The organism is Pseudoalteromonas sp. N1230-9, assembly GCF_032716425.1.
GTDB lineage: Bacteria > Pseudomonadota > Gammaproteobacteria > Enterobacterales > Alteromonadaceae > Pseudoalteromonas.
Map to the genome: position 1 here is coordinate 2,379,950 of NZ_CP090419.1, position 12,643 is coordinate 2,392,592.

At 36.6% G+C, this 12,643-nt stretch carries 7 protein-coding genes and 1 pseudogene; 1 reads left to right on the top strand and 7 read right to left on the bottom strand.

Annotated elements, in window-relative coordinates; all coding sequences use genetic code 11:
* Nucleotides 1-328: 328 nt before the first annotated feature.
* The 5 genes from LY624_RS11115 to LY624_RS11135 form a co-directional block, all read right to left on the bottom strand.
* A complete protein-coding gene (locus LY624_RS11115; protein ID WP_237127043.1) occupies nt 329-3,802 on the bottom strand; it encodes a PAS domain-containing hybrid sensor histidine kinase/response regulator in 3,474 nt (1,157 codons plus the stop codon).
* A gap of 1 nt (nt 3,803) precedes the next feature.
* Nucleotides 3,804-6,059: an ATP-binding protein gene (locus tag LY624_RS11120; RefSeq protein ID WP_182396436.1), complete on the bottom strand. Its 2,256-nt coding sequence runs from the start codon at nt 6,057-6,059 to the stop codon at nt 3,804-3,806.
* A 12-nt stretch (nt 6,060-6,071) separates the two neighbouring features.
* A complete protein-coding gene (locus LY624_RS11125) occupies nt 6,072-7,340 on the bottom strand; it encodes an ABC transporter substrate-binding protein (protein WP_341803005.1) in 1,269 nt (422 codons plus the stop codon).
* Nucleotides 7,341-7,423: 83 nt separating this feature from the next.
* Nucleotides 7,424-8,347, bottom strand: coding sequence for a GGDEF domain-containing response regulator (locus tag LY624_RS11130; RefSeq protein WP_237127044.1), 924 nt, complete (start codon nt 8,345-8,347; stop codon nt 7,424-7,426).
* Nucleotides 8,338-10,449 carry a two-component system response regulator gene (locus LY624_RS11135; RefSeq protein WP_237127045.1) on the bottom strand — a complete coding sequence of 704 codons (2,112 nt, stop codon included), beginning with the start codon at nt 10,447-10,449 and terminating at the stop codon, nt 8,338-8,340. Before LY624_RS11135 ends, LY624_RS11130 begins: the two co-directional genes overlap by 10 nt.
* Before the next feature lie 202 nt (nt 10,450-10,651).
* On the opposite strand from LY624_RS11135, the gene LY624_RS11140 reads away from it, so the two are divergent.
* Nucleotides 10,652-10,858 carry a hypothetical protein gene (locus tag LY624_RS11140; protein WP_082874020.1) on the top strand — a complete coding sequence of 69 codons (207 nt, stop codon included), beginning with the start codon at nt 10,652-10,654 and terminating at the stop codon, nt 10,856-10,858.
* 72 nt (nt 10,859-10,930) lie between these two features.
* Here the strand turns inward: LY624_RS11140 and LY624_RS21345 are convergent, their stop codons facing one another.
* Nucleotides 10,931-11,470: a methyl-accepting chemotaxis protein gene (locus LY624_RS21345; protein WP_445936741.1), complete on the bottom strand. Its 540-nt coding sequence runs from the start codon at nt 11,468-11,470 to the stop codon at nt 10,931-10,933.
* A 42-nt stretch (nt 11,471-11,512) separates the two neighbouring features.
* Nucleotides 11,513-12,229, bottom strand: a pseudogene (locus tag LY624_RS21350) (PAS domain S-box protein); the annotation flags it as partial.
* Between the last annotated feature and the right edge of the window lie 414 nt (nt 12,230-12,643).

Sequence of the window (12,643 nt, forward strand, 5' to 3'; positions counted from 1 at the left end):
TATCTAACTCATAAGTGTACTAAGGATATTTTAGTTTTGAAACAGATACAAAAATGTCCGTACTTACTTTCCCACTTCAACTACTAGAACATGTAAGTTTAAATAGTTATTTTCATACTAGTGTTGGAGTTTTAAAAATTAACTCGACATCAGTTGTGCCTTAATGTGCAGATACTGGTAGGTCACCAATTGATGAAAATCAGGTGTTTGCTCAACACTTTTTTGGACAAAAATGAGTTAGAGCCAACGGGCGGCTCAATACAATTTCATAAGGTGGTAACGCTCTTATTAGATATTAGACCTCGCCTCTTTTAGGCTTAAGCTGAGTTTACTTGTTAGAAGTTGTACTTTTTTTAACATCCTCTACTAACCTAGGTATCATTTGTTCAACAGAGGCTAGCTGAGTGCCTATATCCAAACTACCTTTCTCTGCTATCACCTCAATATCAGAGAATAACTCTCTTAATTTGTTAGCGCTTATTTCACCACACATCCCTTTTAACGCATGCGCTATTTGACGGACTTCTTCACTATTCCCCTGTTTGTGTTGCTCTATTAGTTGCTGCACTTTAATAGGTGCTTTTACAACAAACACTTCACAAATTTTGTTTAGTAAGACTTCTTTATTTAATAATCGTACAAGGGCTTGTTCGCGGTCCCACAGTTTTTCTTCTTTGAGTTCATTTCCGGCAAGAGGAATTGCTTTAGATTGCCCCTCGTAGCTTGATAACGACCATTTGACGACCTTTTCTAATACTTTAACTGCCTCAATTGGCTTACTCACATAATCACTCATCCCCACAGCTAAGCATTTTTCCTTTTCACCAGCCATAGCGCTTGCGGTCATTGCAATGATAGGAATATCAATAAACGACTCTCCTGCTTTTCCTGTGCGTATTTTTTCACATACTTGATAACCATCTAAAATTGGCATTTGGCAATCCATCAGTATGCAGTTTATTTGCTTCTCATTTGTGTTGAAATGATTTAAAAGTTCAATTGCATCTTGTCCATTACTTGCTGTTAAAATATTTATAGGCAGCTCATCTAATGCGCCTTTAGCAACTTCAATGTTGATTTCGTTATCGTCGACAATCAATATTGTACAATCTTTTAATTGCTCAGTGACATCATCTGTAACTTCAAAGCTATTGGTTTCAGAAAGTAGATATAATGGCTCACTTTTTGGCACTTCGTAGCCAGCTACTTGCACCAGCTCTGTTTGGGTTATAGGTTTGGTGATTTGAGATACTTTTGATGCAATACCTTTAGGGAGTGGATTTCCTGGTTGATGAAGTGTTATAAACTGAGCACTTTGGTTATAATCGCTTAAAACTTCAATGATTGAACCTATGTTATTCGTTGTATCATCTTCATAGTCTAAGAACACGTAATCAAAAGCTTTGTTTTTATGTGCACCAAGCTCTGCCATAGAGCATGTGCTGACAATACCGCCTAGCAAACTAATTGTCTTATCCAAGACTTCCCAAATATTCTGATTACTGCTCGCCACCAAAATAGCTTTATTCTCGTAGCATTTTTCAGTAACTTGAAAGTTCTCTCCATTGCAGCGAACTTTAATATTGAAGGTGAAAGTACTGCCCTGATTTAAAGTTGAACTGACAGAAATGTCTCCATCCATTAATTGACATAATTGTTTACAAATAGACAAGCCAAGTCCGCTCCCCCCAAACTTTTCTGATATTGCCGTACTTGCCTGCTGAAACGCATCAAATAATTGTCCTTGCGTACTAGGCGCTATCCCTATTCCCGTATCTTGGACATTCACTTTTAAATCATATAACTTTTCCGATATGCGCTCAGAACTAACAGTGACTTTTATATAGCCTTTGTCAGTAAATTTTATCGCGTTACTGATTAAGTTATTTAAAATTTGGCTGAGTCTGAGCGGATCTGTTTTAATATTCTCACAGTTTAAGTCACTGGTATCTAAATATACATTTAACCCTTTATCAAAGGCTCGAATAGCACTTGATTCAACTAGTCTTTCAATTAGTAGTTGTAGATTGATTGTTTTAAGATTTAGATCCAGTTTACCTGCTTCAATCTTAGATAAATCAAGTATGTCATTAATTAATAGATTTAAATTTGATGCACTTAGATCCATCATTTCAACAAGGTTTCGTGATTTATCAGACAACTCTTCTCGTTTTAAAATATTTAAAGTGCCAATGACCCCATTCAATGGAGTTCGAAGCTCATGACTTATGTTCGATATAAATGCGCTTTTAATATCGCTATGCTTGATCGCATCATCTTTAGCCTCTGCAAGTGCCTGAGTACGCTTTCTAACTTTCGCTTCTAGCTCTGTATTTAATCGTTTTACTTTTATTTCAGCTTCTTTTTCTTTTGTTATATCTCTAATAATTAAAGCAAGTCCAATTAAAGTACTTTGTTCAGAAAATACGGGACTAACAGATATCGCAAAATGAAACGTTGTTTCGCCAAATTGTTCGGAGAATTCATCTTTAATTTGTGATTTTGAGCTTTGTATATCATTAATGTAGGTCTGGGTGGGTAATTTTGAGAGAAACTCAATGTCTATTGCTGGTTTCCCTAATGCTGTCACTTTAGAAATTGATAACAAACGCTCCGCTGTATTATTTATACTTGTTAACTCACCCTCTAGATTTAACCCAACGATTGCATCGATTGACCCATCAACTATTGCAGATGCTTCTCTGCGAGCTTCCGCTAATAACTGACTCCTCGTTGCATTTCTATAAAACATTATAAGTAATATGGAAGTGAAAACACCAATAGCCGCTAGGAAGCCATAAGTGATTTCACGTTTCTCATTAACTAACATTTCTACGTATTTTTCAGGTACTAAAAGATTAAAGTTAATATATCCATATTTATTCCTAGGTCTTGTTTTCACTTTTGTAGAATGTACATAAAACTGCAAGTTAGGGTTAAGTTTTGATGTTACCGTGTAGAGCCCTTGATATTGAACTTTCTGACTATAAACTTTTTCCCACGTTAGGTCTGGGTTTAAATCTCGTGAAAATTGATAGTCTTCTACAGGATGGTAAATAAAGTCACCTTCAGAGCTACTAATAATTAAATCAGAGTAGTTAAAAACGGTTCGTTTAAGATTATCAATGAGTGCATTAGCATTTACATTCATAATTAAAAATGCATACCGCTTTCCTTTATCACTAAAGACGGGAATAGAAAAACGTAACATTGGCTGGTAAGGAAAAACCACTTCACCAAATTCTTTATTTAAAGTGAGTGGTGACATGTAAATTTGATTCGTTTCAAGTTGAGAGCTTGGTAAAAAATATGGCTCACCACTTTTAGCCTGCAATGAGTAGTCAGGCACAGCCTCTACAGATGCGCCTACTCTTTGCACGCGTATTAACTCTCTACCCTCGGCAGTAACAGCAATAACACGAAGTTGCTCAACTGCAAGGTTATTTTCCATAAAGCCAATAAATATGGTTTCTAGACGTTCTTTCCACTGGTTGTATGTAGTACCATCGTATGGATCAATTCCATCATTAAATTCAGCTCTTGGTAATCCCGATATAGGGGGAGTTGAGTATAAAAAGCGGAGATCTGATTTTGACTCAGCAATTGAACTAGTTACTATTTCTTTTAAGCGCTCTTGTGTCTCAGTAAACTCTTGATCAATTGACCCTAAAACATCACTTTTAACGTGTCCTTCAAAAAAATAAACTGCAAATAAGGCAAAAATAAAAAACACAAAGGAAACTATTGTTAAAAATACCTTCGAACCAACTAAACTTGCACCACCTTTATTATAAATATCCATACTATGTCCGCTTAATATTTGTTCTACACCACTTTAGCAAGATAGACCTCAAAGCGTCATACTCGAGTGGCTTTGCGATATAATCATCCATTCCGGCATCAAAACAGCGCTGCTTATCTGCACTTAATACATTAGCAGTTAAAGCAATAATTGGTGTATGTTTGAAAGCAGAAAACTCTCTAATTTTTACAGTGGCTTGCGGACCATCTAATACTGGCATTTGCATATCCATAAAGATAATATCAAATACACCTAGTTCACATTGTTCAACAGCTTCCTGACCATTGTTTGCCATATTTATAGAGGTAATATTAAATTCATTGAGCATCGCTTCAATCACTATCTGATTAATGTCATTATCTTCAACAACAAGCGCATTAATATTCGATAAATCTATATCTTCTTTAGGTGTAGTTAATGAAGCATCTTTATGATCTAAGTCCATTGAAGATAGTGTGCGCTTTGCTAACAGAGAAAAATAAAAATGAGATCCTTCTCCTAGTGTACTTTCGACTTGTAGAGGTGCTTCCATCAAATCTAATAATTTGTTTGATATAGTGAGGCCCAACCCTGTACCACCAAAACGCCTTGTGATAGAAGTATCTGCCTGAGAAAATGCTTCAAATAGTGTATTCAAGTGTTCACTTGCAATCCCGATCCCTGTGTCTGATACATTAAACGTAAGCTTTACTTCATCAAGCCCAATCTCTTGTATGTTTACAGTTAACGAAACGCTTCCTCTCTCTGTGAACTTAACAGCGTTACCCAGTAAATTTATCAATACCTGCTTTAAGCGCGTTTCATCGGCCAAAAAAGCCAGTTTTTCAACTTCCGGAGTTGTAGAGATATAAAGCTGAATATTCTTACTATCTGCTTGCTCCTGAAATAGGTGTTTAAGCTCCTCTAAAAGATAGCTTAAATCTACTGGTTCAGACTCAAGCTCAATTTTTGAAGCCTCAATTTTACTCAAATCAAGAATATCGTTGATAATAACTAATAAGCTAGCGCCAGAAGACTGTATGAGGTGTAGCATTTTGCTTTGTTCTGGTGTGAGAGTCGTGCGGCTTAGCTGGCGAGCCATTCCTAAAATACCATTCATAGGTGTTCTAATTTCATGGCTCATGTTTGCTAGAAACTCTGACTTAACTTTTGTTGTATGCTCAGCACTTTGCTTCGCTTCAGATAGATCTTTACTTAGTTCTCTAAACTTATTAGCCGCCTTGGCTAAAATACCAATTTCATCCTTTCGTTTTAAATCATAAATCGGTGCTTCCAAATCTCCATCTAAGAAATGTGTGAAGCTATTTGTTAAGCGTTTTATCCCACGTGTAATTTGCAGGTGAAAAAATAAAGATAGAACGACAATGTATATAACAACCATTAAAGCAAGTACATTTAAAATGCTCTCTGTCATTGTAACCGCTTGTTGTGCATTCCGTTTTATTTGTTTTAGTTGAGTTAACGAATCTTCCCTTAAGCTATTTGCAAGCGTACTAAATTCAATTGCATCGCCTGCCATAACAACATTAACTAAGCTCAAATAGTTTCGATTAGCTTGAACACTTTTTGAAAAAACCACCCGATAATGGCTTACGAAATTGAGCATTTTTTCAAATTTAGTATTATCAGCTCCATTTTCAGATAACGTATCCAGTATTTTTTCAACGGATGCTCTTTTGGCATACTCTTTTTTTGTTAAAAATTGAATTGCATCATGATGCAGCACATGCCAAAGATTAAGGTATTCGGCAATTAGCAACTTATCATTTGTATTAATCGTCTTTGTTTTCAAATCGTCTAGAAGTAAAACTGCATTCAGATAAATTTGGGGTAACTCTTTTTCAATTAAGTTATTTCGTTGTGTAAAGCGAAGTTTCAATACTTTTAAATTATCACCATAACGACTTACTAGCTGCGTCATTCCATTTATGTGAGCTTTCGTTCTTCCTACAGTATTTTTTAAAGTAATTTCAGCTAATCGACTTTCAATACTTTCAAAATTTACCATTATTTTTTTAAAAACGGGGGCACTACCTGATGCTCCGTAAACTGAGATATCCCTTTGCATCTCAACAATATCTTTATTGATTTTTAAAATATCTACCGAATAATTACTAATGCTAGCGATATCATTGAAAGAGTCTTCGATGGTTTTCAGCCTTTGATTCATAATCAAATAACTAACACTCATGGCGATTAAGACAAGTGCCATCGCTAGTGACATTTTGGCAGCAAGAGATTTTGAAAAAAAGCTCAACAAATTACTTCCTTATGCATTAAGTAGTTCATACCACTTATCTAAACTGTAGTCATAATTTGGCATCACGGTATTCCAAACAGCGATGTTTGAAAAGCGTTTAATATAGCTGCCACCATCCCTTACTTCGCCAGCTTTAACAGATACTTTACCATCTGTTCCCTTCAAGTCAGTTGATGCTTCTTGTCCTTCATACCAATAGTTCCACTCAGGTTTCGACATAAGCGGTTGGCTTCGGCTAGGGTTAGAAATGTAATATCCTTGCCTTGCTATAAATGCGCCTGGGTAGCCGGATAACCACCAGTTCATATACTCATACGCTGCATCTTTAACATGCCCATGGGTATTTTTTGATAAACACATAACTCCATGCCATGCTCTGTATCCTTCTTTTGGCGATGCATAAGTTACTGGAATGCCTTGCCCGTTTAGCGCACTGACACCTGGTGAGAACATACTTTGAATGGTCACTCGGTTCATTTTCATAAAATCAACCGATTGCGGTACTGACATCCAAAAACCTGAAAAATGACCTTGCCGTTTCTTTTCAAATAAAATGGCAAATAATTGGTCAATCTCGGCAATAGTCATATTGCCGAAATCATTAAATTTCATTAATCCTTTAGCTTGAGCAGCTAGAGCAGCGTCAAAAATACCTATTGTTGGTGCATTAACTAAGGCTACTTTCCCTTTATTCTTTTCATCTAATAACCATGCCCAGGATTCTGTTTCGTAAGGGATACCTTTTTCAATAACATTCGTGTTATAGCCAAATGAATCGACATTATGTACATATGGCATGAAGCTAATTAATTTGGATGGTGTTGCTCCTAACGAACCATCTGCCTGTGCATAAAGCAGCTTGTTTGGTGAATCGCCTGCGCCTAACTTTGCATCCGGTACAATTTTGCCAGTCTTGGTAAGTGGGTTTATTTCATCCCAATAAACGAGTCTATCAACCTCGATTGGCTGAATTGCATCTGCTTGCCACAAAATATTAATAGAGTCAGACCATTGCTCAAACAAATCAAAAGAACTAGGGTCTGCTGCTGCTTTTTGTAAAACGGCGGCACTCCCCATAGGCGTAAACTCGATGTTTATACCTAGCTCGCGCATTGCTCTCTGTCTAAGCTCTTCTTGCAACGTAACATGTGTTCCCATTACACGAAGGGTTACTTTGTTCTTTGCAAAAACATAGGGGGCTTTAAACGCAAGTGATGATGCCGCAGCACCAACACCGAGTGTTTTTAGAAAATCTCGACGCTTTTGGGAATGTTCCATTGTATTTCTTGGTAAGTTAACAATCTCCAAAGTATAGGCTATGTTCCTGAGGTTTCTACAAAAAGCGGTAAGAAAAGCCTAAATCAATCACAAAAACTAAGCCTAAAACAGTTTCGCCCATCACTTTTAGCCGCATAAAGCGCTTTATCTGCGCAATTAATTAGCTCATCAAAGCTCACCTTATTTTGGTGCTCGTAGATAACCCCACCGATACTGACTGTCGCGCGGCCCCATAAAGACTTAACATGCGGGATATTAATCGCCTCAAGCTCTGCTGTAATACGATCACATATGAATTTAACACCTTCGAAGTCAGTGTATGGTAGTATGATAAGAAACTCCTCCCCACCATATCGTATTGCTATATCTTGAGGTCGTTGAATAGAACGCTCAATAACATCAGCAATTAGTTTCAGGCAAGCATCTCCTTGCGGGTGCCCGTATTGATCGTTGTATAACTTAAAGAAATCTAGATCAAGCATTAGCAAACTGAACGGTTTCTTCTCTCTTGAAGTTTGTTTAAAAACATTAGCAACTTCAAGGTCTAAATAGTGCCGATTAAATAAGCCTGTCAATGGATCTTTATAGGTAAGCTCTATTAGTTTTTCTAATCGAAGCTTATTCTCTAAGTGATTTTTTGTACGATGTATCAACGTGGATGCTGTGATGGGTTTACCAATAAAATCAGAAGCACCAGCTTCCCAGCATGCATTTTGGTATTCCGTGTCGTAAGTCGAAGTGATGAAAATTATTGGGATATTTTCGAATGTAGCTTTAGCCTTAAGTCGCCTACAAATATCCAGACCACTTATATCCGGTAAATTAATATCTAGTAAAATCAAATCTGGAAGTAAATCCTCACAGGCTTCTAAAACAGCCTGACCAGAAGAGTATGCATCCACGGAAAAATGATCTTCTAAAATAACTCCTAAACTTAGCCTTACCATCTCATCATCGTCAACGATGAATACTTTACATTGTGATAAGGGCTTTAAACTTAAGGGCATAATATTCCTTCAACCTTACTACTTTGTATTAGTTTGTTAGCCTTGTCGATATTCAAAGGCTTACTTAGTAAATAACCTTGACCAATTTGACAACCAAGCTCTTGCAGTCGATCTTTTTGCTCTAAAGTTTCAATCCCTTCAGCCACAATTTGCAGTCCTAGTGAATGAGCTAATTCAATTATAGTAGTAACAATATTAAATGCTTGAGCATCATCAAGCATATCACGAACAAAAGACTGATCTATTTTCAGCACATCTAATGGGAATAATCTTAAATATGAAAGGCTTGAGTATCCAGTACCAAAGTCGTCAAGAGCAATACTCACTCCCATTCCAGATATAAGCTTTAATTGACTTACAGTATAATCAAAGTTTTCAATCAAGGCCGATTCTGTCACTTCTAACTCTAAATAACGACTTGGTAATTGGGTTCTTTCAAGAATTTCGGCAACAGTATCTACAAGTTTAGTATCTGTGAATTGTTTAGCAGATATATTTACTGCTACTTTAATAGGCAGACCTTTATCAAGCCAAGTTTTCGCTGCAATACAGCTCTTTTCAAGAACTTGTTCTCCTAAGCGAAAAATAAGCCCCGTTTCTTCTGCATATTCAATAAAGTGAACAGGAGAAATAAAGCCACCTTGCCCATCTTTTAAACGAACTAAGCTTTCTACACCAATCAGTGTGTCAGTGTTTAAATCATATTTAGGTTGATAATGAACTTCGAGATCATTTTCTTCTAATGCCTTTCTTAGCTTATTTCCAACCTCAAGGCGCCTATTCATTTCAATCTGTAAATCGTCACTAAAGTAAAAGTAACTATTTGCAGATTCATTCTTTGCTTTATACATTGCAGAGTCTGCATGACGAAGCATCTCTTCAACGCTTGAAGCATCGTCAGGATACACACTTATACCTAAACTTGCTGTAAGCACATGTTGTTCACCACCAGACCTGAAAGGTTTGCTAATAACATTGAGAACTTGATTAACAAGAGGCTCTAGGCTTAATGAGTTAGCTGAATGAGGAACAACGAGTGCAAACTCATCCCCACCAACACGTGCGACAGTAATATCGTTACATGCAAATAAATCTAAACTATGACCAATATGGGCAATTATCTCATCACCAACGTGATGGCCTAATGCATCATTAATAAACTTGAACTTATCTAAATCAAGTAACATTAAACTTAATTTAGAGTCATTAAATTCTGCTCTGGCTATGCCTTGCGTGAGTCTATCATGCAGTAGCACTCGATTTGGTAGTGAGGTCAATTGATCATGATGAGATAAATAAGTCATCTGCATAGACATAGCTAAAGCTTCGCTTACATCTTGAAACACCATAACAGCGCCGCATTGATTATGGTTTTTATCAAGGATAGGAGCTGCGCTGTCTTCAACTCGATGTTCAATTCCTTGCTTACTTATTAGTTGCGTATTTAAAGCCATAGCAACAGGTCTATTTTCATTTAATGCAACGACTAATGGGTTAATTGATGAAGCTTTGGTCGTAGCATCGATTAACTTCATCACCTCTTCAATATGGCGACCTTTCGCTGCTGTTTGTGACCACCCTGTAAGTCTTTGCGCTACAGGGTTCATATACACAATATTTGCCTTTTTATCAGTAGAAATAACAGCATCAGCAATCGAGTCAAGAGTGATTCTCAACTGTTCCTTTTCAGCAAAAAGTTCTGCTTGAGTCTGTTGCAATATCTTTTCTTGTGACCTGATTTTTATATGATTTTCAATACGAATTCGACATAGTCTGAGGTTTAAGGGTTTTGAAATAAAGTCTATCGCGCCAAGAGACAATGCTTTTTCTTCTATCGCAGGATCACTGTGAGACGTAATAACAACAGTTCTAATATGTGCCAGAGTAGACTTTTTCTGTATGACTTCTAAAATATCAAAACCACTGACTGTAGGCATTTCTAAGTCAAGAACTAAGATATCAGGCTTAATTTTTTCTATAAGTTGTATAGCCTCGGAGCTATTGTTAGAAGTTGTAATCTTACCAACATCCTCTAGGGCATGCTCTAACTGTAAGGTATTAATTTCTTCATCATCAATGATTAGAACGCTGCAATTGTCCATTTAAGTTTCCCGCAATACTTTGTACCTACTTACAATAACGCTAAAACAGTAAATTTGCGACACACTTTTTTATTAGTCTTAAAATATTATTTTTTGTATATTAAACTGGTATTTTTGAAAGCATTAGCTAGTTTTTAATTAATGTGTAAGTAATACATATTAACTATGTAATAAAACAAAATGGATATTTTAGGGAGGAATTTTGAAACATTATTACATTAACGATAACGCCCAAAACACAGGTGAACATGAGGTACATACAGAGTCATGCCCGTACTTCAACTTGATAACAGACCGCACTTATTTAGGTTTCTTCCATAGTTGCAAAGATGCAGTAGAGAAAGCAAAAACCAAATATTCAAATGTTGATGGTTGTAAGCATTGTTGCTCGCTTTGCCATACTCGATAGAGAAATTTATAACTGAGAGACTGACTTGATTTAGTCACATTGTTCAGTCTCTCTCAAGTTGTGATAGCTAAATTAAAGGTTTGTTTTAAATTGGCCTACAGCCTCAACGACTTCTTTTGCGCCTTTTTGAATGTCATCGATTACATTACCTGCACTATTAGATAAATCCAAAGCATCTTTGGCTTCTACTAGGCTAGATTCAATTTGGGTTACAGCGTCCTGAGTAAGTACTTTGTTTTCTGCAACCACACTAATTATTTGCTCTGTAGCTAAACTCGTTCTTGATGCTAATTGTCTTACTTCGTCTGCGACAACTGAAAAACCACGTCCTTGCTCACCCGCTCTTGCAGCCTCTATTGCAGCATTAAGTGCTAATAAGTTTGTTTGATCTGCTATTCCTTTAATACTTTCAACCAATTGAGAGACTTTTGCTGATTGTACATCAAGTTTATTAATGCCTTCGCTCGCAGTTTCAAGTTTCTTAGAAAGCGCATTCATAGTTGAGATAGTTTGCTTTACAACACCTAAACCATTTTCTGCATCAGAGTCAGTTTGTTTTGAGATATCGTAAGCAATGCCAGCTGTTTCTGAAATAGCTTGCTCTCTTCTCATTTGTTCTGTAATGACAGTCGCGAACTTAGCAACTTTATATAAATCTCCATTTTCATCATGAATAGGGTTATAAGAAGCTTCAAGCCATACTTCATTGCCATAACTATCTATTCTTTTAAAGCGGTCAGAGATAAAGCGCCCCCCCTTTAACTCTGACCAAAACTCTTTGTAAGAATTTGAATTTGCTTCTTCTGGATCGCAAAAGATACTATGGTGCTTACCTAGTATTTGGCTTTTAGAGTACCCCATTGCATTTAAAAAATTATCGTTAGCACTCAGAATTATTCCATCTAGAGTAAACTCGATTACAGCAGATGAACGACTAAGAGCAGCAAGCATATCTTCTTTCTCTCTCGAATGAGAGATAGTGCGAGTGAGCTCAGATGAGAAAATAGCTATATCTTCATTTACAGGTTGAACAATGCTTCTAAGCCACAATTCTCTATCAGTTTTCGTTTTTAACTGTAAAGCACCATGCCAATGGTTAGTTTTCTTAAGTGCTGACAAGAATTTTTGTGTATGAGGTTTATTTAATGACTTTTTTAAGATCAAGCTTTCAATGCTTGCCCCTTTTAGATCCTCAACTTCAATTTCGATTGCCGCAGCAAAACGATGATTTGCTTCTAAGATATGCCCACTTTTACTTAATAAAAAATACAGCATCTCTTCTTTCAGTTCCTGCTTAATATTTTCATACTCGGCAGTTTGCTCTTTCAGATAAGCAATTTCAGATAACAATTTTTTATTTGTAAACCACATTTGGGGTGTTTCCCTTAAGAGTCAACTCAAAATTTGAGTTTTAAGAATCAATAGTTTAGACAGTAGATACTAAAAGTAAAGATATGGCAGATTAAGGACTCATATTATCACTTCAACTGGCCTTCAGTACGAAGTTAGTGAGCAATTGGATCTTTATGTTAGTTCATAAATAAGAGAGGTTATGTAAATAACCTGTTTCTCTGTAATCTGGTTTGAGTGTCCCTCCCATCACTTTTATCCAAGATTAAAGTGCATGTGCGTAAGAATCAAAAATTGTCTTTAACGCCCCCCAAAAAGGCAGATCACTCTAGCGCATTTCTGGACAAAAACACGTTAGAGTATTTAATCAGTAACGCCTCAATTTGCGGCGAGCGTTAGCGAGTCCGGGCGCGACAGCGCCATACAACATTGACT

What these genes read in the sequence shown, in the direction of transcription:
- LY624_RS11135 (WP_237127045.1), bottom strand. Translation starts at nt 10,449, where the DNA reads ATGGACAATTGCAGCGTTCTAATCATTGATGATGAAGAAATTAATACC.
- LY624_RS11125 (WP_341803005.1), bottom strand. Translation starts at nt 7,340, where the DNA reads ATGGAACATTCCCAAAAGCGTCGAGATTTTCTAAAAACACTCGGTGTT.
- LY624_RS21345 (WP_445936741.1), bottom strand. Translation starts at nt 11,470, where the DNA reads ATGAGAAGAGAGCAAGCTATTTCAGAAACAGCTGGCATTGCTTACGAT.
- LY624_RS11115 (WP_237127043.1), bottom strand. Translation starts at nt 3,802, where the DNA reads ATGGATATTTATAATAAAGGTGGTGCAAGTTTAGTTGGTTCGAAGGTA.
- LY624_RS11130 (WP_237127044.1), bottom strand. Translation starts at nt 8,347, where the DNA reads ATGCCCTTAAGTTTAAAGCCCTTATCACAATGTAAAGTATTCATCGTT.